The sequence below is a fragment of the Streptomyces sp. NPDC054047 genome (genome assembly GCF_055585065.1).
Genome location: NZ_JBVJKV010000004.1, coordinates 328,592 through 355,554, shown reverse-complemented (window position 1 = coordinate 355,554; position 26,963 = coordinate 328,592). Strand labels below are relative to the sequence as shown.

The following is a 26,963-nucleotide window of genomic DNA, read 5'->3' as shown; positions in this document are numbered from 1 at the left end:
CCCCTCAGCTCGCCCCAGCGGCCGCCCCATGCACTCCCCCGTCCTGCTTGTCCCGGAACAAAGCCGGGTGGTCCCCCGATCTTCGAGCCCCCACCTGCGGCGACCGAGTCCGACTAGAAGGGACAAGACACCCCTGGTTGACCGTGGTCCTCCAGCACATCAGCCAATCTCAGGAGGCCACCATGTCCACGCGAACTCGCCTCATCAGCCCCGCCGTTCATGGCCCTACGTCACCGCTGCAGCCATCGCTCTGCCCCTCCAGCAGGGCTGGGACGCAGGAGACGTCATCGCCCTGGTCGGCTGCCTGCTCGTCCTGATCGCCCTGGTCACCTCAACCGGAAACGGCCAGTAACCCTTCGCGGGCCCGAAGCCACACACGCGGGGTGATTGAGGAGAGGCTTCCGAGAAAGGGGGGCGCCGCTCTGGGGGGCCAGGCAGATCGGCTCGGAGAGTTGTATCCGGCCTGGCTGGGCGCGCTGCTGAGGATGGGCGGCCCAGTGTGTTCCTCGATGGCAGCGCGCAGTTCACGGTCGGCAAGCAAGCGATCGCAGGCTGGGCGAGTCGCCCGCGGCATGGCCGGGCGGTCAATCGTGCCGAGCATCTCCGCGAACAGGGCCCGTCGATCCAGCGCCGGCTCCCAGCAGTGAGGGAAGTGCTGCGCTCGCTCGTGTGCTCGGGCGGGGCGGCGCTTGCTGCCGGGCAGGCACCGCCGTGAGGGCAACCATCAGGCCCCGACCCTGGTCAGGAGGGCTCGGTGAGAACCCACAACTCCCAGACTCCGGCGGCCCGGCACTCGTAGGCGCGTACGCCGTTCTCCAAGTACCACCGGCCGCGCTCATGACAGCGGCTCTCCTCGGCCGCAGGAAAGTCCGCCACGTGGTGCCAGCCTGGCCCGGCTGCCGGTGTGGACCGCACGGACGCGGACTGTACAGGCGCGGAGGCCGCGGCAGTTACACCGTGGCTCGCCACCAGCAGCGACGCGGCCGCAGCCGCGAGGAAAACGCGCTTCATGGTTCGCATGGAACGCATCCTTCCGCAGCTGGCGGGCCCACATCGATGGAGGGCGCTCCACCTCCCCCGATTGGCCTAACTGGCTCTAACCAAAGCGGTTGATCATGTGACTGTGGGCTTGTCGGCTCGTTGGTCTGGTTATGGGGAACCGTCAGTCGCGGCCGTGGATCGTGTCGGACGAACTGTGGTCGCTCATCGGCCGTTGCTGCCCACGCCAGGCCCGAAGCTGGTGGAAGGCAGACGCGGGTGCCGGACCGGCAAGCCCTGTGTGGGATCTTGTTCGTCCTGCACACCGGTATCCAATGGGAGTACCTGCCCCAGGAGTTGAGATTCGGGTCGGTTATGACCTGCTGGCGGCGCCTGACCGCCTGGAACGAGGCCGGCGTGTGGGACCGACTGCACGCGGTGTTGCTGAAGGAACTGCGGTCGAAGAACCAGCTCGACTGGTCGTGGGCGGTGATCGACTCCTCCCACGTCCGGGCCACTCACAGGGGCCCAAAAGCGGGCCCAGCCCGGTCGACCGCGCACGGCCGGGCAGCAAGCACCACCTCATCGTCGACGGGCAGGGCATCCCGCTCGCAGTGACCCTGACTGGCGGCAACCGCAACGACGTCACCCAACTCCTGCCCCTCCTCGACAAGATCCCTGCCGTCGCCGGTGTCGTCGGCAGACCACGACAGAAACCCGATGCACTCCTGGCAGACCGCGGTTACGACCACGACAAAATACCGCCGCCTGCTCTGGCAGCGCGGAATCCGCCCCGTCATCGCGGAGCGCAGCCAGCCACACGGCACCGGCCTGGGAACCTTCCGCTTCCGCCGCCTACGGATCCGCTGGGAACGACGCGACGACATCCACGAAGCCTTCCTCGGCCTGGCCGTCTGACTGATCACCCACCGCCACGTCCAACGGCTTTGTTAGAGCCAGTTAAGCGCCATGACCGCGCCGTTCCTGTCCATCTTCCTGCCAGACACCCCGCGCAACCGGGAAAGCCTTCCCGCCGCGTGGCTGCGGATGCTCGAACTCGGCTACACCCCACGCTCCCAGCCGGTCGACGAGCCCGAAGGCTGCACCCGCAAGACGGTGCGCCGGTGTCCACAACGGCTACCCCGCCAGCGAACAGAGGTGGTCCCTGCACTGCCTGCTGTGCGCCAACGACATCGAGGTCTTCTATAGCCACATGCGCGACCGCAAGGGAGAGAACCCCGCCCCACCGCGCCGCCACAGCGGTGCCCGTTCTCCGGGCCCGGCAAGAAGGCCGCGGCGCGCGCCGTCCGCTACCTCGAACTCGGCCTGGTCATCCCCACGTGGGACGCCGACGCTCGCACCGTTCTCGCAGCTTGACGAACCGCCGGGGCGCACCGCTGGCCGCCGCGCCCCGGTACCCTCCGCCTGTCGAGCATGTCACTCCTCCGTAGTTCCAGCCGTCCCTGTCGACGTAGGGCGCTCGGGCAGTACCAAGTCTGCGTCGGATCGCTGAATTTCCGACGGATTCGTGGCAGTCCTCTTGGCTGCTATCACCTTCGTGGTGGAAACTATCGCCTCGCTCCCGAAGTAGGCCCAGATTACGGTCTGGACGATCCATCGAAAGTCGTCGAAAGTCTCGTTTCCGTAACTCTGGCTGGCGTCGGCCAGAGCCCTAATTGTGAGAACGTATGTGAGTACCGCGAGGAATGTCAGCAGGAAGCTCGAAGCGATCGCAATTCTGGCTCGGCGCGAAGCTACATAGAATCCGCCATAGGAGACAACTGCTATTACTAGCAACGAGATTCCCGTTACCGGCTGCCAGGGTACGGCCCTGGACCAGTCATTCGCATAGGAAATCCAAAGCATGGCGTGACCTGCAGTCCCTGCAATGGTGCATACGATGACGGTCCACCACACTGGCGCATTTGATGCCCGCTTGCGCAAGCTCATGATGATTCTCCTTCGGTGGCGGGACCACCGGCATGTCCGGTGTTCTTCCTCGGAGAGTGCACCTACTTAAATCCTAAACCCGCTGCACGCTGAGCGCCTTCGCCCAGTCACTCGCGACCATCGCCGAACAGATCAAGAGACTCGCGATGATCGAGGCGTCCACCTCCAACTCGGTGACGAGCCACTCAACTTGCCAGAGCCGCTCGGCAGCCTCGTCGGCGAACTCGTCGCCGCGGGTGACGTTGGGGCAGTACCTGCGCGAGCAGGTCGATGCCCCGAGGTCAGTAGCGGCTGCCTTCAGCAGCGCGGGCACCCCGTCAGCCTCCTCATGCACCGCGTACCGAATCCGCACACCATCCTGCCCGGAGCAGCGGTCGGTGCATTGAGTCTCTTGTGCATTCAGGTAGGTGGTCAGGGATTCCCAGTCGGGCTGCCGTTCTCCGAACCTATTCCAGTAGAGTCGGGGCACGTAACGTGTGCGGTCAGTCGCGGACAGGGCTGGCGCACATGGCCGCCAGCTCGGACTCCCGCTCACTCCCCATCCGGTTCAGGACATCTGCCAGCGATCGCCAGACCTGTGGATCCATCGGTTCCAGGGCAACAGTGTCGACCAGGTGCTCCAAGGTCTGCCGGAGATTCCCTCGGATTTCGTGCAGTCGGGCCACGGAATGCAGGGCGTCCTTGGAGTACGGGTAGGCGCTCAGCAGGTCCTGCGCCTTCGCTAAGGCGGCACGGTACTCACGCGCCGAGTGCAACCGACTTATCTCCCGGAAGCCCTCAAGCTGTTCGTCCGTGGCGCACTCCGCGCTAGCGTGCGCGATCGCGTCGTTGAGTGCGCCGATGATGCGTGGGTCCTCAGCGGAAGACGTGTCCAACTCGGCGGCCAGCATGCGGCGTACGAGGCGGACCTGGGCCTGAGGGTCCTCCACACGGAGATCCCTCATACCCTCCTGTATCCGGGTATGGGGCGCGAGCGTTTCGGGCGGGAGGTACGTCTCCCGGATGTCATCAGGCGCGGAGGCTTCTCTGAACGCGGCCATCCAGGGTCGGATCACCCGTCGGCTCAGGGCTCGCCAGCGCTGCGGAACCTCCGCCTCCGGGGTGTCGAGCACCAAGTCGCAAAGTTCGTCAGGGACGCGCTCCATCCACCGCCTCACCGGCGCCTCCCTCAACTGGCGCGGAACCTGCCCCGGGTTCAAACACACCCCACAGCGCGAAACGCTCAGCTGGGTGGGCGCGGGCGGAGCACGGACAGCACCTGTTCCAGCGATTCGACGATCAACTCGACGCCGGCGTCCCTGAGGTCCTTAGCTCTGTGGTCGTTCTGCGCGTAACCGAGGAACGGGATCCCGGCCTGCCGTGCGGCCCTGTAGTTCGTGGGGGTGCCACCGATCATCACTACGGAGGCAGCGGGGGTGCCCATCGCGTTCAGTGCCCGGTAGACGGAGGAGGGGTCCGGCTTGAGTAGTCCCAGGTCCCGGGTGCGGCCGTAGATATGGGGCGCAAAGCAACTGATCAGACCCCGGCCCGCCAGGTACGTGTAGGCCCCCTGCGGGGAGACGTTCGTGGCGATGGCCTGCTGGACGCCCAGTGCGGTCCATGTACGGATCAACGGATCCGCGTATGCAGTGGGCAGGGCCGTGGATACGGCCCGCAGCTCCTCCTGCGTAAGCCGCGCCTCCAACTCCAGCACCAGGTCGCTGGACGGCCACCGGTCCGCGACGGCTCGCAGTACGGCATGCGGATCACCGCTCGCCTGCCATTCTTCTCGCCTCGGCAAGCTGTCCAGGCCCCGTGTCTCCAGCCACCGCACGAGATTGTCCATCGCGGTGTCCGCGGAGCGGCCCGCGAACAAGCGGCAAACAGGCCCGTCGAAGGCCCAAAGGACGAGCCGGGCTCGGGCGACCAGTTCCCGCAGGTCCCCCGCCCGTGCCGAACCGTCCCCGGCGACGGTGGTCACCGGGCTGCGCCGAGGTTCGGTTGCCCTGCCCTCGTCGTCCGGCCAGGGTTGCAAGTCGTCCGCTCCCCGGTGCGGGAGCGACGTGGCCCGGGCGTGCTCGCCCTGTCGTACCCGTGCTCCCTGCGACACCCGGTGGTCCTCCGTGAGGGCTGCCCGGGCAGCCCGTGCCTGCGGGTGGCGCGCACCGAGGAGGCTCGCGGAGCGTTGTGCCGTCACGGCGAGCACGTCCGTATAGCGCTCCGCGGCCGCCCGGTCGCCCTGCTTCTGCGCGTGCTCACGCTGCGCCACGGCCATGATCGTGAGGGCCTCCAGGGCTCGGGGATGGTCGTTCCCCCAGCGGTCGATCTGTCGCCCGCAGACATCTACCAACTCCCGTACGAGGGAGCTTTGGTATTCGATGCGCAACAGCGTGTAGGCCGATCGCATGCGGACGTCGAGCCAGGTCACTGAGTCCTCTGCCTGGGGTACGAGTCGCGCGGCCCGCTCAGCGTGGACCCTGGCATGAGACGGCTGGTGGTAGTGGATCTCCAGCTCGCCGAGTCGGGCGAGGGCGTATGCCTCCTCCGACGGACTGACGGCGGCGTTCACTGCGGCACGCAGAGCCATGAAGGCCACTGCGCCGCTTCCGCTCTCGGCGAGGACGGTGCCGATCCGGCTGTACACCGCGCACTGGTAGGCCGGTGGCACGCTTCCGTTCTCCACCCACATCCGGGCCGCGTCCACGGCCAGTGCATATGACCGACTGGCCGCCGGCCCCAGCTCACGCAGCAAGGCGAGGAAATAGGACATGGCCCGTGCGTCGGCCGGAGTCATCAGCAACTGCGGATCCTCGGCAAGAAGGTCAGCCTGGTCGGCCAGGCTCTGCCCTGCGCCCGGAAGACCCGCGACAGCCCTTTCGCCGGCATCGATCCTGCGCCGCCACTCCTCCATGCCGCTGTCAGTCATCGCTCTCGCCTCCCAGGGCACGTTCACCGAACCCCCGCAGCAGGTGACGGCGCTGTTCCCGGGCCTCGTCCGGCAGGATGAGGCCCTCGTCCTCCCACTGCCGCAGCGATCGCAGTACGGCCGCGACATCCTCCGACCCGGTTCGCACGGTGGGTTCCGGGCCCGCCTCGCATGTCTCCCGGCCACCGCCTCGCAGGGACTCGGTGCTGAAGTGCGGGAACAGTTCCATGGCATGCCGCACGGATGCGCCGACGAGTACTTCGGCGCCGCGGGACGGGTCCTCGCGGCCCGCGGCCTGCTCCATGAGGATGCCGATCACGGCCGGTTCGGTGTCCACAGGGCTGCCCGAGTATCCCGAATAGTCGCCCAGCAACTGCTCCACGCTGAGCTGCATCCCGGTGAACTCCCCGCCCTCCACGCTGCGGTAGGTGATCGGGGCGTGCGAGACGTGGCCGCTGAGCTGGGTCTGCTCATCCGGCGGGCAGTACGTTCCCCGCCATCTCGTGTTCGGGCGCGGCCAGTCGACAGGGGCGGCCAGGGGCAGGTCGTACTGGTGCGCGTCCTCGATGTGGATGAGGGCGAGATCCTGAGCCTTCACGGAGTCGCACAGGCGGCCGGTCAGTGTGCGTCCGTCGGCCAGTTCGAGGTCGAGGCGGCCGTATTGCACGCGGACCGCGCGCAGGCAGTGCATGGCCGTGAGGACGTAGACGCGGGTCAGGAGGAGACCGGCGCCCAGAGATCTGCCGTCCTCGCTGATCCGCACCCAGTAATGAGCGCCGGTCATGGCCCTTCTTTGGTCCGCTCCACCGTGAGCGTCACCTCGAACGAGGCCTCCGCCGACGCCTTCGAGAGGATCACTCCTGCCTCGGCGGCCAGGGTGATCCCGAAGGTGACTTCCATGCCGGTGACGGACCAGCCGTGACGTGCGGGCGCTTGGGCGAGGGCGTCCTGCGCGATGGTCGAGGCCTGCTGGATGGCGTCCTGCAACTCCTGCGACCGGCCGGCCAACGACGCGGACTGCCGCGTCCTGCTGCCGATCTGCCGGGCACCGTTCCCATTGAGCTCTACCGTCTCAACTCGCACATCTGATACGGCACTTGCTGCTTGTTGCGTCACTCCCCCAGGGTAGCCGCGCAGAGGTAGAAATGGGGCCCGGGAAGCCGAAGCGGCGCATGCTGCGGCCGATCCGAACATGGGCATGTAAAAGCCCCGACCGCCTCGCAGCGGCAGCCGCAGAGCGAAGCCCCGGAGGCTCGGCCCGCCTGCCCCCGTGCCGGATAGACAGAACCGCTCCCTGCGGCACCTCGCGGCTCTCCCTGCACCTGCACTTCGGCATGCTGTCCGCTGTCCGCTGTCGAGGGACGGGGGTCCGCCGCGTTCGTGCGACAGCTGGCCTGGCATGACTTCTATCAGCAGGTCCTGGCTGCCCGCCCGGACGCGTCTGGCAGCGGCTCTCGCCCCCAACACGACTCCTGGCGCGGCATGGAGGAGGCACGAGACGACATCGAGGCCTGGAAGGAGGGGCGGACCGGGTATCCGGTGATCGATGTCGCGATTCCGCGATGCGCCAGCTGCGTCACGAGGGCTGGATGCACGATCGCGGCCGCCTGCTCACCGCGAGGACCACCAAGCCCTGCACCTCGGGCGGCGCCTACTTGAACCGGATGAGCGATCTCTGCCAAGGCTGCGCCTACCGCCCCACCCAGCGCACCGGCGAGCGCGCCTGCCCCTTCACAGCCGGCTACTGGTCGTTCGTGTACCGCAACCAGCGTCGCCTTGCCGCCCACCCACGCACCGTGCGGGCGGTGAGCGGAATGGAACGACTGGGCGATCTCGACCAAGTGCTGCGGGAAGAAACTGCCCGCCACGACCAAATACCGTGACCGGAGTTCGCTGTCCCGGTGGCGGTCAGACCTCCGTCGGCCCGTCAGGGGCCATCTGGCTGTGGCGGCGAATTAGGGCCCTGCGATATCGGCTTGACCTGGACCCGTTGGGCGACCGTCCCTTCGCAGCCGGGCCTCGCTGGTGGGCCTCGCTGATGGGCCGTCAAGGCCTTCGCAGCCACAGGAACGTGCGCGTCTTCGACGACAATTCGCCGTCATTCAGCGATGTTGTCTATGCCGGGCCCAGGTCCAGCCGCCATCGTGGGGCCGCGTATCGGCGTCACAGTCCGCCACCTGCATCGGCCGCCGTTCGTCCTAGCCGGCCACATTCCAGCCGTCTAGGCGCCATCAGCGCGATGACCGGCCGCACGGCCGTGCCGTCCTGCAGCAGTACCTGTGCGGCAGGACAGCGCGCGACCGTCCGAACAGCCTGCCGGTGCGCCCATCAGTCTCCTGGAGCCGTGTTCTCCAGGGCCGGCGGCTCTCGGTTCGACAGTTGCGCTGTTGCTGCTGATCGCCGGGCACCCTCCTCATGGGCTGCCTGTTCAGGGTGACGTCGACGCCAGAAGGGGTTGTCGTGGGACAGCTTGCTGGAGACGCGTCCGTACATGCCGAAGGTGAGGATCAGCAGACCCGCCGCGAAGCTGAACAGCACATTGGTCATGCCGAAGTCGAGGAAGTTGGCCGGTCGGTCCAGGGTGAAGAGGTGGTAGAAGCCGCTGAGCAGGAAGAGCGTGCCCACGGACATGTTCAGAGCGGAGGCGAAGGTGCCGCCGATGACCCCGCCCAGGATGAGCGCGGTTCCCACGGTCAGGGAGATCACGCTCAGCGCCACATTGGTGGACAGGCCGGCCACGTCGCCGTTGGTGCTCAGGGGGGTCAGTGCGTCGGCCAGGCCCAGGCAGCCGAAGGTAATGAGTACGAGGCCGCAGAGCGCCGCGCCATAGCGGTAGACGACTGCGAGATGGTGATCGACGGGCAGTTCGTCCTGCAGTTTCATGCCGGCTTCCTTTCCGCGGGCCGTCCGGCGGGCGGCTCAAGTTCCATCGCCGTACGTCACGCACGCCTCGGCTGACAGCGGCTTGGTTGGATATGGCACGATCTATTCCGGTCCGACGGTTTCAGCGGATGCACTTCGACCGCATCCACTGGTCCGCGGTTGGAGGGGGACCGCCGCGCATCCGTGCTCGGGGGTTGGCTCCCATGGGGCTGGCCGCTGTGGCGTGCACGGAAAGTCGGCCATCCAGAGGCCGCCGTCGCGCCGAGACGGAGCCTCGCCTTCACCGTTGCCTTCGGTGTCCTGCTCGACACCCTGGTCGTGCGCTCCTTCCTGGTCCCGGCGCTGGTGCGGGAGATGGGTGCGGCCGCCTGGTGGCCCGGTGCCATCAGCCGCGGGACGCAGGCTGTGCTCGGCGCGCCGACCACGCGCACGCGCACCGCGGAGTTTGGCCTGCGCGGACGGGATGCAAGCAGCCCGTGCCACGCGGAGAAGGGTCCTTTGCGGCGGAGGCCGCAGGGCATCCGGTCTACGCGGGCACTTGCAGGGTGTCGCGCAGGCGGATGAGTCCGTCGCGCAGGCGTGTCTTGACGGTGCCCAGCGGCAGCGAGAGCCGTTCGGCGATCTGTCGGGACGTCATGCCCTGGTAGTAGGCCAGCACCAGGCACTGCCGCTGCGCCTCGGTCAGGGTGAGCAGGCACCGGCGCAGCTGCTCGTGTTCCATCCGGGTCTCGACCTCTTCGCTGACCGCGTCGAACGCGGGCGTGTGCGCCAGCTGCGCGGTGCGTTTCTCACGTGCGCTGCAGGCCGCCGTGGAGCGGACCCGGTCCACCGCACGCCGGTGTGCCAGGGTCAGGACCCAGTTCATGACCGTTCCGCGGTCCGTGCGATGGCGCGGGGCGGTATGCCAGAGCTCCACGAGTACTTCCTGGGTGACTTCCTGGGACTGAGCAGGGTCGCGCAGCACGGTGTGGGCCGCTCGCAGGACCGGAGCGGCCACGATGTCGTACAAGGAGGAGAAGGCGTCTTCATCTCCATGAGCCACTCGCTGCATGAGCTCGGGAAGATTCGCCGCCGATTCCGGCCGCTTGGCGGCCGTCACAACATGGTTCACGTTCGTCCTCCGAGGTTTCGTCCCCCGAGGTTTCGTCCTCCGAGGTGCGGCGGCAGTGCGGACACGGCGTGTGCGCCCGGCTGTTGGCGCCACTGCGTCGTTCAGCACGGGACCGAGGCGGGTTGGAGCGCGGTCGTCGGCGCTGCCCCTCTTCAATGACTTCCGGCCGCCCCGGCCGGCGGATGCAACGACAAGGCGGGTGCACGTTCAAGGCTCCTGTAGTGGCCTCGGATGGGGGGTGTGCGCGCTAGCGCCGCGCCCTTGGCCTGAGACGGGGACGTCGAGCGCGACGGGGGCCGGATTTGCTCTGGTGTGCGCTCAGGCCTTTGGCGGCGGCCTGGGTGATGTTGCGGGCCATGCCGCCGAAAACGCTGGCGTGGAACGGGGCGACGGACCACCAGTAGGCGTGACCCAGCAGACCGCGTGGATGGAACAGGGCGCGCTGCCGGTAGCAGGTGCGGCCCTCGTCGTCGGTCTCGGCATACATCTCCAGCCAGGCAAGCCCCGGCAGCCGCATCTCCGCCCTCAGCCGCAGCAGCCGTCCGGGCTCGATTTCCTCCACGCGCCAGAAGTCCAGCGAGTCGCCCACCCGCAGGCGTTCGGCGTCGCGTCGTCCGCGGCGCAGGCCTACGCCGCCCACGAACCGGTCCAGCCAGCCCCGCACCGCCCAGGCGAGCGGGAGGGAGTACCAGCCGTTGTCGCCGCCGATGCCCTCGATCACCTTCCACAGCGCCTGAGGGGACACATCGACCGACAGGCGCCGCTCGTCCGTGTAGAGGCTGCCGCCGGCCCAGTCGGGATCGGTGGGCAGCGGATCGCTCGGCGCCCCGGGAACGGAGGCGGACGACCAGCGGGTGACCACCTGTGCCTCGCGCACCCTGCGCAGGGCCAGGGCGAGCGCCTGGTCGAACGGCATCGGCCGACCCGCGAGGTCGGGCACGTACTGGGCGATGTCGTGCTCGTGGCAGATGACCTCGTGGCGCAGCGACTCCGTGAGCGGCCGGGCGATGGAGGCGGGTACCGGTGTGACCAGACCGACCCAGTGGCTGGAGAGCCGGGGTGTGAGGACCGGCACCGGCACGATCAGCCGCCGCGGCAGCCCGGCGACGCTCGCGTATGCGCGCATCATCTCCCGGTAGGTGAGAACGTCCGGGCCGCCGACGTCGAAGGCCCGGTCGACCTCGTCGGGCATGGTGGCCGATCCGACGAGATAGCGCAGGACGTCGCGCACCCCGATGGGCTGCGTGCGCGTGTGCACCCAGCTGGGGGTGACCATGACCGGTAGCCGCTCGGTCAGGTAACGCAGCATCTCGAAGGAAGCCGATCCCGAACCGATGACGACCGCGGCCCTCAGCACGGTGGCCGGAACGGGGTGGTCCAGGAAGATCTGTCCTACCTCGGCGCGCGAGCGCAGGTGAGGCGACAGCTTGGATTCGGGGATGCTCCGCGGCGTAAGACCACCCAGGTACACGATGCGCCGCACACCGGCTGTGTGCGCCTGCTCGGCGAAGATCTGGGCCGCGCGGCGGTCGGTGTCCTCGAAACCGGAGCCGGAGCCCAGCGCGTGCACCAGGTAGTAGGCGACGTCGATCCCGCGCATGGCCTGCGCGACCGAAGCGGCGTCCGTGACATCGCCCGGGGCCACTTCGGCATCCCTCGCCCAGGGATGGTCGCGGAGCTTGGCGGGGGAACGGGCCAGGCACCGCACCTGATGGCCGGCCTCCAAGAGTTCTGGCACCAGGCGTCCGCCGACGTAGCCGGATGCCCCGGCGACCAGGCAGTGCAGCCGATGTACGTCCCGCTGTCCGTCCGTGTCCACGATCGTTCCTCCGCGCGCTTGCTTCGGTACCTATGTCCTGGCTGTGGTCTGTGACGTCCGTTTCACGGCCCGAGCAGCGCCACCGTCCCCAACGCGGCAACTGCGCCGCCGACCGTGACGAGAACGCGCGATCCTCCTGGCTCCGCGATCACTTCGGCCAGGGCCCCGCTCGGCGGCACGGGGGCCTGCAGCTCCACATGCAGCCCGGCCACTGCCTGCGCCGTGAGGCCGGAAGTCAGCAGCGCCGCCTGCCGGACGGCCTCCAGCACCGCAAGCGCGGGCAGCCGGGGCGGGCGGCCGGCGAGCAGGACGGGATGGCCGGGGTCGCGCGGGACGATGACCAGACGGCCCTGAGGTGCTCGCGCCAGCAGGACATCGGTGTCGGCGGCCGCGCCCACCGCGGCAGCCGGGGGGTGCAGATGCGACAGCGGGGGCGGTGCGACGACGCAGGGCGCCGCCAGGTGGACCGGGCGGGCACACCGCATGGTGCACGAACCGAACGGCATCCCCTCATGCTCATACTCGGCAGAAATGCGGTAGGCGGCGAGCACACCGGCGTGCGTGGCGAGGTCGCCCACGCTCACCCGGACGGACACGTCCGTGGCACTGCCTCGCTCCAAAGGCCGGACACCAGGACGCACGCCCAGCCTCACTGAGAGGGGTTCAAGCGGGGCGGGACCGTCCGGGGCCAAATACCGGCGCTCCAGTGCGCGGGCGAGCTGGCGGGTGGACTCCACCATGATCAGCGGATGGTGGCTGACGGCGATCGCGCGCTCGTTGAGGGGATGAAGGCGAGGCCACTGGCACTGCGCGCTGAAACTGCTGCTGCCCAGGCGCTGCAGGGACAACAGCAGCATGGATGCCAAGGTGTCCAGCCCCAGCGTCCGCCAGGTCAGAGGCGCGCCCGGCTCGCCTTTGTGCCACCCATCGCCCAGAGCGTCTTGCCGCTCTCCGGCCGCCTGCGCCGCCTTGACCAGCACGCCGGGCGCTGCCTCCTGGTGAAGAGGCCCGGCAGAGCCTTGCGCGCCTGCCCCGACGGGGTGGAGCGCCGACATCAGCGGCCCTCCTCGATCTTGGTGCGCAGCTGAAACAGGCCCCGTCGCACGTGGCTCTTGACCGTGCCCAGGGGCAGGCCGGTGCGCTCGGAGATCTGCACCTGGGTGAGGTCCTCGTAGAACGCCAGGTGCAGCACCTCCCGCTGGCGCCGCGGGAGGCGGGAGAGCTCCTGGGACAGCAGCACACGGTCCAGGACCCGCTCGGTGACTGCCACGCGCAGGTGCGGCGCGGCCATGCCTGCGGCGTGGCCTGCCGCATCGATCAGGCGGAGACGTCGGCTGCGTGCTGCCAGCGCATCGACGATCTTGCGGCGCGTGATGCCGACCATCCAGGCCCCCAGCGGTCCGCGTTCGGGGTGGAAGCCGGTCCGGCCCCGCCAGACCGCGAGGAACACCTGTTGGGTCACGTCCTCGGCTTCCCGCGCGTCCCCGAGCGAGCGGGCGGCCATGGTGTGCACCAGAGGGCTCCAGCGCCGGTAGATCGCGGCGAACGCCTGCTCGTCGGCGTCGACAAGTCCTTGGGCCAGCTCTTCCTCGAGCGCCGTTGCCTCGGTGGGCGGGAACAGGCGCTCCGAGGTTCGCATGATCGAACTCATGGTCGTGTTCCTCCTGCGGAGCGGCTGTGCGGGATAAGACGTCATGTGCTGAGGCACACCCACAGACCAGTGCGCACCTGCGCCAGTTCTGAGTCTTGGACGCACAAACGACGCAGGCAACACGCGTCGGTTGTGCGTCGTACGCTGGGGCAGTGAGCTCGAGCGAGCACGACCCCGCAGGGCTGTCGACCGGTGCGGTGGCCCGGCGCCTGGGCGTCGCGCCGACGACGGTGCGTTCCTGGGACCAGCGCTACGGCCTGGGCCCCGATGTCCACACCCGGGGCAAGCACCGCCGCTGGACCGCCACCGACATCGCGCGGCTGGAGCGGATGAGCGCGCTGACCATGGCGGGGGTACCGCCGGCTGAGGCCGCGCGCCTGGCACGGGACGGAAGGCCGTCGGACATGGCGCTCGCCGCCCGGGCACCGGCGCGCCCTACCCCAGCCCGCAGCCCGTCAGGCACCGGTCTCCGGCTCGGGGATACGCGCCGGGAGTGCAAGGGTCTCGCCCGCGCCGCGCTGCGGCTCGACGCCGCGTCCGTGGACGACCTGCTGACCGCAGCGATCGACGAATACGGGCTGGTCACGGCCTGGCAGGAGGTGATCACGCCGACGCTGCAGGCAGTGGGCCGCAAGTGGGAGAGCTCGGGGGAAAAGTACGTGGAGGTCGAGCATCTGCTGTCCTGGCACGTCGTCGGTGCGCTGCGGCGCAGCGCACCGCGTGTCCCCTCCGGCCAGGCGGCTGCCACGACGCTCCTCGCCTGTGTGCCCGGCGAGATCCACACCCTTCCGCTGGAAGCGCTGGCAGCGGCCCTGACCGAACGTGGCCTGCCCGTGCGCATGTTCGGTGCCGCGATGCCGGCCGAGGCTCTCGTGCAGGCAGTGCGCAGGACCGGGCCCGCGGCGATCGGACTGTGGGCGCAGTCCCGGAGCACCGCAAGCCGCCCCCTGGCCCAGCACGTGGCGGCGATGACGTGGGGCGTCCGGGGTGCCCGCCGCCACCCCCTGGTGCTGACGCTGGGACCGGGCTGGGCCGGTCCCAGCGTGCCCGGGCTGCCCCGCCCCTCAGGGCTGGCCGAAGCTCTGGCCGTTTTGGAGACGGCGATTTCCGGCGATGCCCGGCGGCCTGTCACGCGGTGAGCCCAACCACGGCGGTGACATCCTGGCCCACCGCCGGCTGCGCCCTTCCCGGGACCAGCGATGTGACGGACGGCCAACGAGACGAGGAGACAGTTGATGCCCCTTCAGCACCCCACGGCCCCCCGCACCGTCGTCATCGGTGCCGGGCTCGCCGGCCTCGCCTGCGCGATGGACCTGTGCCGCGCCGGACAGCGGGTCACCCTGCTGGAGTCGTCCGATGCGGTGGGCGGGCGGATGCGCACGGACCACACCGACGGCTTCCAACTCGACCGCGGTTTCCAGGTCTTCAACACCTTCTACCCCCAGGTGAAGCGCCGCCTGGACCTTCGCCGGTTGCGGTTGCGCCCCTTCACCCCCGGATTGATGGCCCACACGCCCGCCGGGGTGCTGCGCCTCACCGACCCGACCCGGCGGCCGCGCGAGGCCGCCAACCTGCTGCCCGGGCGGGCATTGAGCGCCCGCGACCTCGGCGCCCTCGCGGCACTGACCGCACGGGACACCCTGTTGCCGGCTCGCGCGATCACGCGCGGGCATGACCAGGCCACCGCCCGCGCGCTCACACGCTCCGGGCTGTCCCCCCGTGCCGTCGACAACCTGCTGCGGCCGTTCCTGGCGGGCGTGTTCCTGGAGGACGAGCTGGAGACCTCGGCACGCTTCTTCCACCTCATCTATCGCAGCATGGCCCGCGGCAGCCTGTGCCTGCCCTCCGGCGGAATCGGCACGGCTCCGGCCCAGCTCGCCGCAGGCCTGCCGACGGGCACGCTCAGGCTCGAGACGCCGGTCGCGGCCCTCACCGACGCCGGTGTCCTCTTGGCCGACGGCCGCGAAGAACCGGCCGCCACAATCGTCGTCGCCACGGACGCCGCAACGGCCGCGCACCTGCTGCCCGGCCTGACGGTCCCGGACGGACGCACCGTCACCACCTACTACCACGCCACGGACACACCCCCGTTGAGCGAACCGACCCTGGTGACCGACAGCACGCTGGCGGTCCTCAACACCTGCGTCCTCAGCGAAGTCGCCCCCACCTACGCTCCGCCGGGCACCGCTCTGGTGTCCACCTCCGTCCTGGGCGGCGACGCGCCCAAGCGAGAGGCCGCCGTACGCCGTCGTCTCGCCGAGCTGTACACCACGGACACCACCACCTGGCAGCTGATCGCGACCTACACGATCGCCGGTGCACTGCCGGCGATGAGGCCACCCTGGCCGCTCAGCCGCACGACCCGCCATGCGCCCGGCCGGTACGTATGCGGAGACCACCGGGCCACCGGATCCGTGCAAGGCGCGCTCGCCTCCGGCACCCGGGCCGCCCGCGAAGTACTGACCGATCAAGCGCAGCCTCACCGGTAGAGACCTGCAACCGTCCCACCGCATCCGCCACAGCCCTCCGGGCCGAAGAAGAGGCGTGGCCCAGTTCCCTATCGGGCCGACTTCTGGAGGAACCGTGCCATCCACGGAGCACGCATCCTGGTCGCCCGGTGCCACCAGATCCATCGGCAGCGCCGTGGCGGCCGAACTCGACGTACGCGGAGCCCGCCTGGCTCTCGCCGCACACAGCTGTGAGCAAGCCCGCGTCCTCGCCCCGGAACTGCCCGCAATGCAGCCGCACAGCCACCCTGGAGACATGCACCGATGACACTTCTCCACGACGACCTCCTCGCCAGCGCCTTCGACCACGCCGCACCCGCCTACGACCGACTCACCGCGATGAACCCGGGCTACCGCACGGACCTGCTGCGATCGGCCCGGCGGCTCAGGCTTCCCCACGGCGGAACCAACCTGCGGATTCTCGACCTCGGATGCGGCACCGGCGCCTCCACCCGCGCCCTGCTGCGAGCAGCCCCCCACGCCCGCATCACCGCCGTCGACGCATCGGCCGGCATGTTGCAACAAGCACGCACCAAGACCTGGCCGCCGAACGTGCGCTTTCAGCACCTGCCCGCCGAGGAACTGCTGACCGACCAGGACACCGGCACCTTCGACGCGATCTTCGCTGCCTACCTCTTCCGCAACGTCAGCGACCCGGACGCAGTCCTGGGCGCCGTCCGCACCCTGCTGCGCCCCGGCGGCAGGCTGGCCGCGCACGAGTACAGCCTCAGCGGCTCACCCGTCCACCGCGCCCTGTGGACGACGATCTGCCACGCAGTGATCATTCCGGCCGGGACCCTGACCGGTGACCGCGCGCTCTACCGCCATCTGCACGACAGCGTCAGCGCGTTCGACACCGCACCCGCCTTCGCCGCCCGTGTTCACCGGGCCGGATTCACCGACGTACGCACCCTCCCCGTCGCCGGATGGCAGACCGGCATCGTCCACACCTTCCTCGCACGCAACGGCTCAGCCATCCAATGAGCTCGCTCCGCGACCTTCGAACTCGCCGTCGCCCAGGCGGTCATCCGGGAAACCACCATCCTGCGCCTGCCCCCGTATGAGCATCTGACGACGACGGAGATGGCCAAACGGCCCGGGCTGTCGGTGGGCCAGATCAGAATGGAGCTGGCCCAGGGACTCGAACCCTGACGCCGCGCGGAGGTGAGAGATCGTGAAGCATCTGGACGCGGCGGACCTGGCCGAGCTTGCCCTCCAAGACGAGACCCCCGAGCGCTTCAGTGCCTTCACCGCTCATCTGGAACAGTGCGACCGGTGCCGGACCGAACTCGAATCGCTGCGGCGCGTGGTGGGCGCGGCGCGGGCGATGTCGCCCGACGACATCCCATCTGCGCCACCCGACAGTGTCTGGCATGTGATCTCCTCGGAACTGGCACTCGCTCCGACGACCGGGGCGCCGGAGCCCCAAGGCAACGGCGACGCGGGCCATGGCACGAGCAACGTGCCCCCGCTGGTGGTCTCCACTGGTCAGGTGGCTGAAGAATCCGAACCCCGACCAGCCGGAGGCCTGAGGCCGGCGGTGCTGCTCGCCGCTGCCTGCCTGGTGGCAGGGGCGGCACTGGGAAGTGGCGCCACCTGGTGGCAACTGCGCGACGACGAGGGGGAAGCCACCCGCACCGGAACCGCATCAGCGCTTGCCCCGTTGGCAGTCGGGGACGCGCAGGGGCAGGCGCGGCTCAAGGAAGCACAAGGCCCCCGACGGCAACTGCACATCGATGTGAGCGGCCTACCCCGGACAGACGGCTACTTCGAAGTGTGGCTGATGGATCCGACCCACAAAAAACTCATCGCGGTCGGTGTCCTTGACCCGAGCGGGTCGGCCACCCTGCCCCTGCCCCGAGGCGTAGACCTGGCCGACTACCCGCTGGTGGACGTCTCGGACCAGGCCTACAACGGCAGTCCCGCGCATTCCGGCAAGAGCGTGGTCCGTGGTTCTTTGAAGAACTGATCCCTCACCAGGCCACGATCGCGACACTCCCCGGTTGGTCCTTCGGCCGTGCATCCAATTCGCCGCCTCGTGCGGAATCCTGGGAGCCCGCTGCGCGCACAGCGGCCCGCCACGCGACAGCGAACTGGGGATGCATGTACGACACGGAGATCGCCATCGTCGGTGCGGGCGCCGCCGGACTGTCGCTGGCCTACCACCTGTGTGCTGCCCCCTCTAAAGCCCCCTCGATCGTCCTGATCGACGCCCCGCCGGGTCCGCTGCGGCCCCCGGAGCGGACCTGGTGCTTCTGGGAGCAGCTGCGCGGCGAGTTCGACGAAGTGACATCGGCGGACTGGAGCACCCTGCGCCTGCGCGGGCCGGACGGTATCTCCGTGACCGGCTCGCCCGCACCGCTGCGCTACAAGATGCTGCGTTCGCGCTCCTTCGAGACCTTCGTGCACAAACGGCTGGAGGCCACACCCGGCGTGACACGCCTGGCGGCAGCGGTCCACGACGTGCGTGATGGGCCTCAGGGGGCGCAGGTACGGGCAATCGGCAGCCGGGGCGAGACCCTCACGCTTCGGGCGCGGTGGGTGTTCGACTCCCGCCCGCTGCCCCGGCTTCCACCGGCCCGCACCACGCTTCTCCAGCACTTTCGTGGCTGGTTTCTCCGACTCGACCAGCCCGCCTTCGACCCCGGAGTCGCGGACCTCATGGACTTCCGCACCCCGCAACCGCGGCACGGCCTTTCCTTCGGCTACGTCCTGCCCAGCAGCCCCTATGAGGCGTTGGTCGAGTACACGGAGTTCTCGGCCTCGGTCTTGGACGACGCAGGATACGACCAAGCACTGCGCACCTACGTGGGAGACCAACTCGGCCTGGAGAAGTATGAGGTACACCGCATCGAACAGGGCGTGATTCCCATGACGGACGCCCGGTTCCCGCGCCGGGCAGGTCGATCGGTGTTCCGTATCGGCACGGCCGGTGGCGCGACCCGCCCGTCCACCGGCTACACCTTCGCCGCCGTCCAACGACAGGCGCGGGCCATCGCCCATGCCTGGCACGAGGGCCGTACCCCACACCCGCCGCCCGCTCACTCGCGGCGTACTCTGGCCATGGATGCCGTCCTCCTGCGCGCCCTGGACACCGGCAGGGTGAATGGAGCGGGATTCTTCACCGGCCTCTTCACCAACGTTCCCATGGAACGCCTCCTTCGCTTTCTCGACGGTGCCACACGCTGGCACGAGGACTTCCGCATCGGCCTGCACACCCCAGTGCGCCCCATGCTCCGCACCGCGATCGAGCTGCCCCTGCTGCCCCGCCTCTCGACGGCCCGAGAGCGCACACTGCCCGCGTTCAGGCGGCAACACGGACGACAGAAAGAGATGTGACATGCCTGTGCCGGGCGACAACACCCCGCCACTTCGACACTCCGCCGGATCACGGAGCACGGTCCGACGAGGTCGAGACCGGCGCGCGCGCATGCTGCCCGGCCCCAAGGGACGGCAACGTGTCGAGGGCCAGGCCCCCCGAACGGCGGTGATCGGCGGCGGCATCGCGGGGCTCGCCGCGGCAACGGCCCTGGCCGAGCGCGGTGTCCACGTCACGCTGTACGAACGAGAGCAGCAGCTGGGGGGCCGTCTGGCGGGCTGGCCGGTCGGGCTCTCCGACGGATCTGCCGTGACCATGAGCCGCGGATTCCATGCCTTCTTCCGCCAGTACTACAACCTCCGAGGCCTGCTGCGGCGTGCGGACCCCGGGCTGCGGATGCTCACCGCGCTCCCCGACTACCCACTGCAGCACAGCGGTGGCCTGCAGGACAGCTTTGCGCGTGTGCCCCGTACGCCGCCGTGGAGCGCACTGGGCTTCGTCGCGCTCAGCCCCACCTTCGGCCTGCGGGACCTGCCCCGGATGAACGCACGCGCCGCCCTGCCTCTTCTCGATGTCAGAGTGCCGCAGGTGTACGAGCAGTTGGACGGCCTCAGCGCTTGGGACCTTCTGGAGCGCATCCGGTTTCCCGAGGCCGCCCATCACCTGGCCTTCGAAGTATTCTCGCGCAGCTTCTTCGCCGATCCGCGCGACCTCTCGGCAGCCGAAATGGCTTTGATGTTCCACATCTATTTCCTCGGCTCCAGCGAGGGCCTGCTGTTTGATGTGCCCAACGAGCCTTTCCCGGCTGCACTGTGGGAACCGCTCGCCCACTACCTGTCCGGCCATGGGGTCGATATCCGGACCGGTCAGAGCGTCGAGAGCATTCAGTCCGCCCCGCACGGCGGCTCGCGGGTCATCACGCAGGACACCGAATCCCGTTACGACGCGGTGGTTCTGGCCCTCGACACCCCTGGCCTGCAGCGGGTGGTCGCCCAATCCCCGCAGCTTGCCGACCCGGAGTGGCGGTCCCGGATGCTGCGGCTGCGCACCGCTCCGCCGTTCTTGGTGTCCCGGCTCTGGCTGGATCGCCCAGTAGCCGCCGACCGCCCGGGCTTCCTGGGCACCAGCGGCTACGGGCCTCTGGACAATGTGAGCGTCCTCGAGCGCTGGGAGGGCGAGGCTGCCCGGTGGTCCGCCCGCCGTGGAGGATCCGTTGTGGAACTGCACGCCTACGCGGCGGCCGGGCACGCCGACCGGGCAAGCGAACAAGAGCGGCTGGTAGGCCAGTTGCACCGGGTCTACCCTGAGACACGCGATGCTCAGATCATCGATGCGCGGCACGAGTGGCGCGCCGATTGCCCGCTGTTTCCCGTCGGGGGGTACGCGGACAGGCCCGAGGTACGCACCTCGGATCCCATGGTGACCGTGGCCGGCGACCTGGTGCGCACACAACTGCCGGTCGCACTCATGGAGAGGGCGGCGACCACAGGCTTCCTCGCTGCCAATGCGCTGCTCGAGCAGTGGGGCGTGCGTGGCCAGACGCTCTGGACGGTTCCGGACAAAGGCAGGGTCGGCGTCCTGCGAGCCCTCAACCGGGCGCTCGGCTGAGCATGCTGTCGCCTTCCTCCGCCGGTGTGGCGGGCGTTCGCCCTGTGTGCGGGTGAGGTGGTCGACAAGGGCTGTGGCTGCCGGGGTGCGGGGCCGCGCTCCCGCCGCTGAGCGCCTCTCCGATCGGTGGTTCGACCAGTCCTCGTGGCTCAGCCAGGGAAGCGGCCGCTGGTGCGCAGCGCCCAGCGGCGCTCCGCATAGGCCATGTCGTCCCGCCACAGGCGTCCGGCGGCGGCCCGCATCACGGGTCGCAGGGCGGGTGCCGCCGCCCGGGCGATGGCGAAGCCACGGCGGTCCGATGTGGCGATGACCGCTTCGATCACCGCGGTCCGGGGCAGCCCTGCGGTGTCCGGTCCCAGGGGCGTGGCGTGCGTCTCGACGACCGATCCGCGTCCTTCTCCGTCGGTGATGTGCATGACGACGGTGCGTGGCTCCGGTGCGGTGAACACGGCCCGGACCGGAACCACCGCGCGGGCGGCGACCTTGAAGGAGACATCGACGGCGAAGGAGTCCTTGCCCTCCTCGGCGTGCGCATCGTTGCCAGGCTCGCTGACGACGGTGAGATCGACGAACGAATAGGGGTGGAACCATGCTCCGTGCCAGGGATCGAGCCGGTTGGCGATCACGTCCTCCGGTTCGCAACGCCCGGCGACTTCGCAGACAGCGGCCACTCCTCGGGAAGGGTGTGGACGTTCTGGGATCACTGGCCGGTCCAGCGGCTGCTCGCCGCCGAGTTCGTCGAGCCTGACCCAGATGAGGACCCCGTCGTCGAACGCCGGATAGGGCTCCCAGCCCGCAGTGGCCTGACCGTTGAGCGCCATCCCGTGCCAGTGGCAGATCAGGGTGCCGCACTGGACCGGACTGTCCTTGAGCGGGGCTCCCAGATGGGGGCAGCTGCCCGGTCCTGCCCGCAGCACGCCGTCCGCGTCCCGCCATGCGACGACTTCGACACCTGCGACGCTTCGGCCCAGTGAGCGGTCGGCGGTGACGTCCTGCGAGCTGCCCAGGACATACCAGTTGCCCGAGGGCCGGGCCAGCGCCCGCTTCAGCGCGCCGGCGATGATGCCCGGTTTCGCCTCGCGCCAGGTGGGCCGCTGGCGCTCCCAGGCCGTGGGGCCACGGCGTAGCCGCAGAGGGATACGCCCCGCACCGGGGGCCCGGCCACCCCTCACACTGTCTCCTTTCCCGCGGACCACTCCCGCTCCGCGGCGGCCTGCACATGCGAGGCCGGGTAGGCGCGTGCTCCCGCGACCGCTCCGGCGACGGGCTCGATCCTGCCGCGGGCACGCGTACGAGCCATCGCCAGGCGGACCAGGCCGTCACAGGCCACGGCCGCCCGCCGTCGGCGGGGAACGATGGCACGGCGGTGCAGCACCGCGTATCCGTCGTCGGCGATCGCATCCAAAATGGCGCCGTACAGCACGAAGGCGGTGCGGATGCAGGGCCGGGACATCGGAGCGAGCATCGCCAGCCCAGGCGCGGCCTCGCGGTAGACGCCGCGGGTGAGTTCGGCAGCGGCCTTGAGCATCGCGGTGATGCGCCGGTCAACGGCTCCCGTCGTGCGGCTCCACTGCAAGAGGTCGCGGTCCACGCCGTGAGCAGTCAGCAGGTTCAGCGGCAGATAGAGACGCCCGCGGTCGAGATCCTCGCCGACGTCCCGAAGGAAGTTGGTCAGCTGAAAAGCCACCCCCAGGGCGGCCGCATGCGGCTCGGCCTCCGCACGCGGTACCACCGTCCCGAGCACCGGCAGCATCTGCAAGCCGATCACCGCGGCGGATCCGTGCATGTAGCGGCGGAGCGCCGCATAGTCGGCGTACTGGCTGACCTCCAGATCGAGGCGCATGGAGGTCATGAAGTCGGTGAAGTGCCGCGCCTCGATCGCATACCGGCCAGCCGTGTCGGCGAGCGCGGCCACCACCGGCTGGTCACTGGTGCCGTGCCGCAGCGCGACCTGCAGACGCTGCTCGAGCCGCTGCAGGGCCGCGGCGCGCTCGGCGGACGTGGCGGAGGATTCCAGGTCGTCGACGATGTCGTCGGCCCAGCGGGCGAATCCGTACAGGGCGTGCACCGCGGGCCGGTGCGCCAGCGGCAACAGCCGGGTGGCCAGGAAGTAGGTCTTGCCGTGGCGCGCGTTGAGGCGCCGGCAGTGCGTGTAGGCCAAACGGAGAGCTGGGTCGCTGATGCCCGCGGCATCGAGTTCCCGGTCAGTCATGCATCTGGTCCTTTCACTGCCCCGCCTGCTGTCCGGGGCCTTGAGGGCCGGGACAGCCCCGCTCCCGTGACTCGCGCCGCGGCCAGCTTTCCCGACAGGAGCACCGTCGGCACCCCGACACCCGGTGTGGTGCCGCAGCCCGCGAGGACGGCATTGGTGGTGTCGCGCACCAGGTTGGCCGGCCGGAAGGGGCCGGTCTGGGCAAAGGTGTGGGCGGCGGAGAACGGGGTCCCGGCGGCGTGCCCCTGCGCCGCCCAGTCGGCGGGCGTCACCAGGCATTCCTCCTGGATCGCGGCGCCGAACCCCTGAAGCCCGCGCCGCTCCAACTCCCGCACCAGGCCATCGCGGTAGCGCGGCGCGAGGTCGCGCCATTGGCGTACTCCCGCACCGAGGGCCGTGTTGGGGCAGGGCGCGAGAACGTAGTGCAGGTGACGGCCGGGCGGTGCCAGTTCGGGGTCGGTTGCCGTGGGCCGGGTGATCAGGAGCGAGGGGTCGCTCATCAGCTCCCCGGTGCGGGTCAGTTCCCGGAAGGTGCCTTTCCAGGCGGCGCCGAAGGACAGGGTGTGATGCGCCAGTTCGGGCCAGGTGCGGTCGGTTCCCGCATGCAGGACCACGGCGGAAGGGGAATACCGCAGCGCGAGGGCGCGCAGCGGCCGGTGCATGAGCAGCCGGTAGGCGACGGGCAGGTCCGGGGTGAGGACCACGGCGTCGCAGGCAATGCGTCCGCGGTCCGTGATGACGGCGGTAATCCGCTCCCCGGCGCGTTCGAGGCGCGTCACCTCGTGCTCGAAGCGCAGGTCGCCGCCCGCGTCGGTGGCGGCCTGGGCCATGGCGCGGGGCAGGGCGTGCATGCCGCCCTTGGGGAAGTAGACCCCGGCGACGGTGTCCATGTAGGCGATGACGGCATAGGCGGCCATAGCGCGGGCCGGAGGGACTCCGGCGTAGAGAGCCTGGAACGTGAAGACGCGGCGCAGCCGCTCGTCGGAGAGGAACCGGCCGATACGGGCGTCCAGGCGTCCGAAGCCGCCGAGGACTGCCAGCCGGGCGAGGTCAGGGGTCAGCAGACCCAGGGGGGAGTCGAAGTTCGTGTCGATGAACCGGCGCATCTGCACCCGGTAGAGACGCTCGAGCCAGCGGCGCAGCCGCCGGTAGCCCAGGGCATCGCGTGCTCCGGCGAAGCGGGCGATCTCGGCCTCCATGGCCGCTGCGCCGGTGTGCACGTTCAGGGTGCTGCCGTCGGCGAATCGCGCGCGGTAGGCCGGATGTAGCGGGATCAATTCCACGCGGTCAGCCAGGCGTTCTCCGACCGCCGCAAAAGGCTCGTCCGCGATATCGGGCATGGTCAAGACCGTTGGCCCGCTGTCCATCCGATACCCGCCCTGCTCAAGCAGGCCCGCGCGGCCTCCGGGCACCGCCGCGCGTTCGACAACGGTCACCCGGCGCCCGGCGCCGAGCAGGTGCAGGGCGGCCGAAAGACCGGACAAACCCGCTCCGACGACCACGACATGATCGGTCGGGCCTTGCAGCGTTCTCATACGTTGCTCGCTTCGGCGAAAGGCGGCAGAGGGCTGGCTCGATGCCCGTCGCCGGGTGCATCGGATGAGCCGGTCGCGATATCGGCAGCGGCTGTCGAAGGAATACCCGCCGCCGTGCAGAACAGCTCCCGCAGGTGCGCGACCGCAGCGGGCTCCAGGGCGACGCGGTCCAGGTGCCGCACACTCTGGGCGAGCAGCCGACGGATCTTGGCTTCGACCGTGTCACGCGCACCGCTGGCGACCAAAGCGCCGCGTACGCGCTCCATCTCGCGCTCTGTCAGACCGGCATCCCCCACATGGGTGTCCAGGATCCGCAGCAGAGCGCGGCTCCTGGTGGCCTGGGCGCGGGCCCTGGCCACGGCCAGAAGGTAGGTGAGCTTGCCTTCCTTGATGTCGTCACCCGCGGGTTTGCCGGTGTGCCCCGGGTCGCCGAACACCCCCAGCAAGTCGTCCCTCAGCTGGAAGGCCAGGCCCGCACAGCGGCCTGCCGAGCAGAGCGCCCGCGTCGTGCGCTGGTCCGCCCCGGCAAGGGCCGCGCCGAAGGCCAACGGCCGCTCCACCGAGTAGAGTCCGCTTTTGAGCGACGCCGTCTGGAGAGCCAGAGACATCGATCGGGAACCGGTCCTCTGCCCGTACAGATCGAGATACTGGCCGGCCACCATCTCCGACCGCATCGCCTGCCAGAGTCTGCGCACGTCCCTGGCCAGGTCCGGCGAAAACTCCGTAGCCGCCACGACGTCATCGGCCCAGGCCAGGGCCAGATCACCGATGAGGATGGCGGCGCTCGTGCCGAACGACGCGCCCGGCCCGGTGGCGGGAGCGCCGTGCTGAGCCGCAAGTTCCATGTGCATGGCGGCCCGGCCACGCCGCACCGGCGAACCGTCCATCACATCGTCATGGACCAACGCGCATGTCTGGATCAGTTCGAGTCCCGCCGCCAGGCGGAGGGCCGCCTGGAGTGAAGCTCCATCGGCGGGGCCACCGCACGCCTGCATCCCCCACCACAGAAACCGCGAGCGCATGCGCTTTCCGCCGGTCAGCGTAAAGTCGGCCACCATTTCGGCCACGCCCTTGGCGAACCTGGCGTCGATCGAGGCAGCCGCGTCCAGCCGCTCTTGGAACACTTCATCGAGGACACGGCCGACCGCGGCTGCCACGTCGGCGCTGACCACGGCCGCATCACACGACCTGGAGCTCTGGCCCGCCGACTGCCAGGCGAGTTGAGCGCGCGGCAGCGGCCGGATGCCTGATGGGTCCTGTCGGCGGGCTCGGTCGTCGTGGCCGCCGGTGACCAGTGGCGGTGCCTCCGCCCGGGTGCGGCGCATCGCAATTCCTCTCATGGCGTCAGGTGGGCCTCGGTCCACACGTCTTCCCTGCGGACGTCCCTCCCGGATGCACCTGCGAGCATCTCCCTGCGAAAACCGGCAAGCGCAATAAGCCGATCACAGTCAGCTGGCCGCACCAGGACCGGCAGAGGGGGCGCCCAGACCGTGCTATCCGCGGACTGCCAAGGTGCGGCAGGCCGGGCCCCGAGCATCTCCCCCGCGCGAACACCACGAACCGGGTCGGCAGACCGGGAGTGGAGTACGGCAGGGCGCTCGCCAGCGCACGGCGCCGAACGGGCGGCATGGCCATCGGGCGATCGACTGCCAAGGAGCTGCCCGCACGTGGGAAGCCTCAGAGCCCCGCGAGGCGCGCGACGAAAAAGGCGGCGATCAAAGCAGCGCCGAGCACGATGAGCCACAGCCACCAAGTGGGGTGCTCCCAGATGCCTCCATCGGGCCGCTCCTGGTGCGCCTCGGCTATCGACCCTTCGGCGGGTGGCGTCTCCGTCGGAGGGACACGTGGATCCGTCATGTATTCACTGTCCCTCGGAGCGGACTGCTGCGCATATCGGCCGCATCTCCTTGCTGCCTGGCCGGCACGATCCTGCGTACCTCCACTCATCGGGCGTCCTGGCGGCGGGTTAGGACGCAGATCCCAGGGCGCGGTCGAGCGCGCGGGGTAGCCTCTCGGACACCTCATCGCCCAGCCGTTCGAACTCCCGCTTGAGCAAGGGCGTCGCGAGGCGGGCGATCCCATGGAACTGTATGCGCGCGTGATAGGCGAGCCGGGTACCGCCCTGGCAATTCTCGAAGCGCATGTCGTCTGTGGAGGTGACCGTCTCGTTGCGACCCACGAACGTCAGTTGGTCAGGGTTCATGAGGGCCAACCGGTAGCGAAGCTGGGTGCGGCGGCCGCGAAATTCGGAGACGTTGTGCCATTCCGTGCCCACCGCTACCGGGCCGGGGCTGATCTGCTGACAGGTGACGGTTCCTGGATCCCAGCTCTCGGCATGGGAAAAGTCCGCCAGAAAGGCGACGACTTCCTCTACGGGGTGGGGCAGGTCCAGGACGCGCTCGACGTCGATCATGTGGTTCCCTTCGCAGCGGGCTCTTCCAGCACGGTGCACGCACCCATCGGCTTCTCGTCGGGCTGCGTCGTT

At 69.5% G+C, this 26,963-nt stretch carries 24 protein-coding genes and 3 pseudogenes; 9 read left to right on the top strand and 18 right to left on the bottom strand.

What is annotated here, in order from left to right:
- Positions 1-741: 741 nt before the first annotated feature.
- Positions 742-1,020 carry a hypothetical protein gene (locus ACZ6ZP_RS18370; RefSeq protein ID WP_361472589.1) on the bottom strand — a complete coding sequence of 93 codons (279 nt, stop codon included), beginning with the start codon at positions 1,018-1,020 and terminating at the stop codon, positions 742-744.
- 131 nt (positions 1,021-1,151) lie between these two features.
- Here ACZ6ZP_RS18370 and ACZ6ZP_RS18365 point away from each other — a divergent pair.
- Positions 1,152-1,896: pseudogene (locus tag ACZ6ZP_RS18365) on the top strand (IS5 family transposase).
- 519 nt (positions 1,897-2,415) lie between these two features.
- Here ACZ6ZP_RS18365 and ACZ6ZP_RS18360 read toward each other — a convergent pair.
- From ACZ6ZP_RS18360 to ACZ6ZP_RS18335, 6 genes are all read right to left on the bottom strand, one after another.
- Positions 2,416-2,928, bottom strand: a complete 513-nt coding sequence (locus ACZ6ZP_RS18360) for a hypothetical protein (protein WP_351167820.1) — start codon at positions 2,926-2,928, stop codon at positions 2,416-2,418.
- Between the two features lie 73 nt (positions 2,929-3,001).
- Positions 3,002-3,241, bottom strand: a complete 240-nt coding sequence (locus ACZ6ZP_RS18355) for a hypothetical protein (RefSeq protein ID WP_351167822.1) — start codon at positions 3,239-3,241, stop codon at positions 3,002-3,004.
- A 169-nt stretch (positions 3,242-3,410) separates the two neighbouring features.
- Positions 3,411-4,043: a tetratricopeptide repeat protein gene (locus ACZ6ZP_RS18350; protein WP_469407492.1), complete on the bottom strand. Its 633-nt coding sequence runs from the start codon at positions 4,041-4,043 to the stop codon at positions 3,411-3,413.
- Between the two features lie 107 nt (positions 4,044-4,150).
- Complete coding sequence (locus tag ACZ6ZP_RS18345) at positions 4,151-5,833, bottom strand: HAD family hydrolase (RefSeq protein ID WP_469407491.1); 1,683 nt, start codon at positions 5,831-5,833, stop codon at positions 4,151-4,153.
- On the bottom strand, positions 5,826-6,617 hold the full coding sequence (locus ACZ6ZP_RS18340; RefSeq protein ID WP_351167828.1) for a hypothetical protein: 792 nt from the start codon (positions 6,615-6,617) through the stop codon (positions 5,826-5,828). The genes ACZ6ZP_RS18345 and ACZ6ZP_RS18340 overlap by 8 nt, the downstream gene beginning before the upstream one ends.
- Positions 6,614-6,949 (bottom strand): CU044_2847 family protein, encoded by a 336-nt coding sequence (locus ACZ6ZP_RS18335; RefSeq protein WP_361472596.1) that lies wholly within the window; start codon positions 6,947-6,949, stop codon positions 6,614-6,616. The genes ACZ6ZP_RS18340 and ACZ6ZP_RS18335 overlap by 4 nt, the downstream gene beginning before the upstream one ends.
- A 185-nt stretch (positions 6,950-7,134) precedes the next feature.
- Between ACZ6ZP_RS18335 and ACZ6ZP_RS18330 the strand changes: the two are divergent.
- Positions 7,135-7,716 (top strand): annotated as a pseudogene (locus ACZ6ZP_RS18330) (FAD-binding domain-containing protein); the annotation flags it as partial.
- Positions 7,717-8,161: 445 nt separating this feature from the next.
- On the opposite strand, the gene ACZ6ZP_RS18325 reads toward ACZ6ZP_RS18330, so the two are convergent.
- Positions 8,162-8,716 (bottom strand): DUF4383 domain-containing protein, encoded by a 555-nt coding sequence (locus ACZ6ZP_RS18325; RefSeq protein WP_361472599.1) that lies wholly within the window; start codon positions 8,714-8,716, stop codon positions 8,162-8,164.
- A gap of 273 nt (positions 8,717-8,989) precedes the next feature.
- Here ACZ6ZP_RS18325 and ACZ6ZP_RS18320 point away from each other — a divergent pair.
- Positions 8,990-9,109: pseudogene (locus ACZ6ZP_RS18320) on the top strand (MMPL family transporter); the annotation flags it as partial.
- A gap of 133 nt (positions 9,110-9,242) precedes the next feature.
- Here the strand turns inward: ACZ6ZP_RS18320 and sigK are convergent.
- The 4 genes from sigK to ACZ6ZP_RS18300 all read right to left on the bottom strand — a co-directional run bounded on the left by sigK (position 9,243) and on the right by ACZ6ZP_RS18300 (position 13,297).
- Complete coding sequence (sigK, locus tag ACZ6ZP_RS18315; RefSeq protein ID WP_469407693.1) at positions 9,243-9,815, bottom strand: ECF RNA polymerase sigma factor SigK; 573 nt, start codon at positions 9,813-9,815, stop codon at positions 9,243-9,245.
- A 259-nt stretch (positions 9,816-10,074) separates the two neighbouring features.
- A complete protein-coding gene (locus ACZ6ZP_RS18310; protein WP_366463748.1) occupies positions 10,075-11,646 on the bottom strand; it encodes an SDR family oxidoreductase in 1,572 nt (523 codons plus the stop codon).
- A gap of 62 nt (positions 11,647-11,708) precedes the next feature.
- Positions 11,709-12,626 carry a hypothetical protein gene (locus ACZ6ZP_RS18305; RefSeq protein ID WP_351167839.1) on the bottom strand — a complete coding sequence of 306 codons (918 nt, stop codon included), beginning with the start codon at positions 12,624-12,626 and terminating at the stop codon, positions 11,709-11,711.
- 74 nt (positions 12,627-12,700) lie between these two features.
- A complete protein-coding gene (locus ACZ6ZP_RS18300) occupies positions 12,701-13,297 on the bottom strand; it encodes an RNA polymerase sigma factor (RefSeq protein ID WP_469407488.1) in 597 nt (198 codons plus the stop codon).
- 152 nt (positions 13,298-13,449) lie between these two features.
- Between ACZ6ZP_RS18300 and ACZ6ZP_RS18295 the strand changes: the two genes are divergently transcribed.
- From ACZ6ZP_RS18295 to ACZ6ZP_RS18270, 6 genes are all read left to right on the top strand, one after another.
- On the top strand, positions 13,450-14,436 hold the full coding sequence (locus ACZ6ZP_RS18295) for a MerR family transcriptional regulator (RefSeq protein WP_469407487.1): 987 nt from the start codon (positions 13,450-13,452) through the stop codon (positions 14,434-14,436).
- 96 nt (positions 14,437-14,532) lie between these two features.
- Positions 14,533-15,786 (top strand): NAD(P)/FAD-dependent oxidoreductase, encoded by a 1,254-nt coding sequence (locus ACZ6ZP_RS18290; protein WP_468616429.1) that lies wholly within the window; start codon positions 14,533-14,535, stop codon positions 15,784-15,786.
- A 282-nt stretch (positions 15,787-16,068) separates the two neighbouring features.
- Positions 16,069-16,788: a methyltransferase domain-containing protein gene (locus ACZ6ZP_RS18285; RefSeq protein WP_366464825.1), complete on the top strand. Its 720-nt coding sequence runs from the start codon at positions 16,069-16,071 to the stop codon at positions 16,786-16,788.
- Positions 16,789-16,978: 190 nt separating this feature from the next.
- A complete protein-coding gene (locus ACZ6ZP_RS18280; protein WP_469407485.1) occupies positions 16,979-17,773 on the top strand; it encodes an anti-sigma factor in 795 nt (264 codons plus the stop codon).
- 134 nt (positions 17,774-17,907) lie between these two features.
- A complete protein-coding gene (locus ACZ6ZP_RS18275) occupies positions 17,908-19,143 on the top strand; it encodes a lycopene cyclase family protein (protein WP_469407483.1) in 1,236 nt (411 codons plus the stop codon).
- 91 nt (positions 19,144-19,234) lie between these two features.
- Positions 19,235-20,731, top strand: coding sequence for an FAD-dependent oxidoreductase (locus ACZ6ZP_RS18270; RefSeq protein ID WP_366464828.1), 1,497 nt, complete (start codon positions 19,235-19,237; stop codon positions 20,729-20,731).
- A gap of 149 nt (positions 20,732-20,880) precedes the next feature.
- On the opposite strand, the gene ACZ6ZP_RS18265 is transcribed toward ACZ6ZP_RS18270, so the two are convergent.
- The 6 genes from ACZ6ZP_RS18265 to ACZ6ZP_RS18240 all read right to left on the bottom strand — a co-directional run bounded on the left by ACZ6ZP_RS18265 (position 20,881) and on the right by ACZ6ZP_RS18240 (position 26,891).
- Positions 20,881-21,903, bottom strand: a complete 1,023-nt coding sequence (locus tag ACZ6ZP_RS18265) for a DUF5914 domain-containing protein (protein WP_366464829.1) — start codon at positions 21,901-21,903, stop codon at positions 20,881-20,883.
- Positions 21,900-22,943 (bottom strand): phytoene/squalene synthase family protein, encoded by a 1,044-nt coding sequence (locus ACZ6ZP_RS18260; protein WP_469407481.1) that lies wholly within the window; start codon positions 22,941-22,943, stop codon positions 21,900-21,902. The genes ACZ6ZP_RS18265 and ACZ6ZP_RS18260 overlap by 4 nt, the downstream gene beginning before the upstream one ends.
- Positions 22,940-24,478, bottom strand: coding sequence for a phytoene desaturase family protein (gene crtI, locus ACZ6ZP_RS18255; protein ID WP_469407480.1), 1,539 nt, complete (start codon positions 24,476-24,478; stop codon positions 22,940-22,942). The genes ACZ6ZP_RS18260 and crtI overlap by 4 nt, the downstream gene beginning before the upstream one ends.
- A complete protein-coding gene (locus tag ACZ6ZP_RS18250) occupies positions 24,475-25,650 on the bottom strand; it encodes a polyprenyl synthetase family protein (RefSeq protein ID WP_351167860.1) in 1,176 nt (391 codons plus the stop codon). The genes crtI and ACZ6ZP_RS18250 overlap by 4 nt, the downstream gene beginning before the upstream one ends.
- A 505-nt stretch (positions 25,651-26,155) precedes the next feature.
- Complete coding sequence (locus ACZ6ZP_RS18245; RefSeq protein WP_351167862.1) at positions 26,156-26,335, bottom strand: DUF6480 family protein; 180 nt, start codon at positions 26,333-26,335, stop codon at positions 26,156-26,158.
- Between the two features lie 109 nt (positions 26,336-26,444).
- Positions 26,445-26,891 (bottom strand): SRPBCC family protein, encoded by a 447-nt coding sequence (locus ACZ6ZP_RS18240; protein WP_351167864.1) that lies wholly within the window; start codon positions 26,889-26,891, stop codon positions 26,445-26,447.
- Positions 26,892-26,963: the final 72 nt, after the last annotated feature.

What these genes read in the sequence shown, in the direction of transcription:
- ACZ6ZP_RS18270 (WP_366464828.1), top strand. Translation starts at nt 19,235, where the DNA reads ATGCTGCCCGGCCCCAAGGGACGGCAACGTGTCGAGGGCCAGGCCCCC.
- ACZ6ZP_RS18290 (WP_468616429.1), top strand. Translation starts at nt 14,533, where the DNA reads ATGCCCCTTCAGCACCCCACGGCCCCCCGCACCGTCGTCATCGGTGCC.
- ACZ6ZP_RS18325 (WP_361472599.1), bottom strand. Translation starts at nt 8,716, where the DNA reads ATGAAACTGCAGGACGAACTGCCCGTCGATCACCATCTCGCAGTCGTC.
- ACZ6ZP_RS18370 (WP_361472589.1), bottom strand. Translation starts at nt 1,020, where the DNA reads ATGCGAACCATGAAGCGCGTTTTCCTCGCGGCTGCGGCCGCGTCGCTG.
- ACZ6ZP_RS18245 (WP_351167862.1), bottom strand. Translation starts at nt 26,335, where the DNA reads ATGACGGATCCACGTGTCCCTCCGACGGAGACGCCACCCGCCGAAGGG.
- ACZ6ZP_RS18285 (WP_366464825.1), top strand. Translation starts at nt 16,069, where the DNA reads ATGACACTTCTCCACGACGACCTCCTCGCCAGCGCCTTCGACCACGCC.
- ACZ6ZP_RS18300 (WP_469407488.1), bottom strand. Translation starts at nt 13,297, where the DNA reads ATGAGTTCGATCATGCGAACCTCGGAGCGCCTGTTCCCGCCCACCGAG.
- ACZ6ZP_RS18345 (WP_469407491.1), bottom strand. Translation starts at nt 5,833, where the DNA reads ATGACTGACAGCGGCATGGAGGAGTGGCGGCGCAGGATCGATGCCGGC.
- ACZ6ZP_RS18360 (WP_351167820.1), bottom strand. Translation starts at nt 2,928, where the DNA reads ATGAGCTTGCGCAAGCGGGCATCAAATGCGCCAGTGTGGTGGACCGTC.
- crtI (WP_469407480.1), bottom strand. Translation starts at nt 24,478, where the DNA reads ATGAGAACGCTGCAAGGCCCGACCGATCATGTCGTGGTCGTCGGAGCG.
- ACZ6ZP_RS18275 (WP_469407483.1), top strand. Translation starts at nt 17,908, where the DNA reads ATGTACGACACGGAGATCGCCATCGTCGGTGCGGGCGCCGCCGGACTG.
- ACZ6ZP_RS18340 (WP_351167828.1), bottom strand. Translation starts at nt 6,617, where the DNA reads ATGACCGGCGCTCATTACTGGGTGCGGATCAGCGAGGACGGCAGATCT.
- ACZ6ZP_RS18240 (WP_351167864.1), bottom strand. Translation starts at nt 26,891, where the DNA reads ATGATCGACGTCGAGCGCGTCCTGGACCTGCCCCACCCCGTAGAGGAA.
- ACZ6ZP_RS18260 (WP_469407481.1), bottom strand. Translation starts at nt 22,943, where the DNA reads ATGACTGACCGGGAACTCGATGCCGCGGGCATCAGCGACCCAGCTCTC.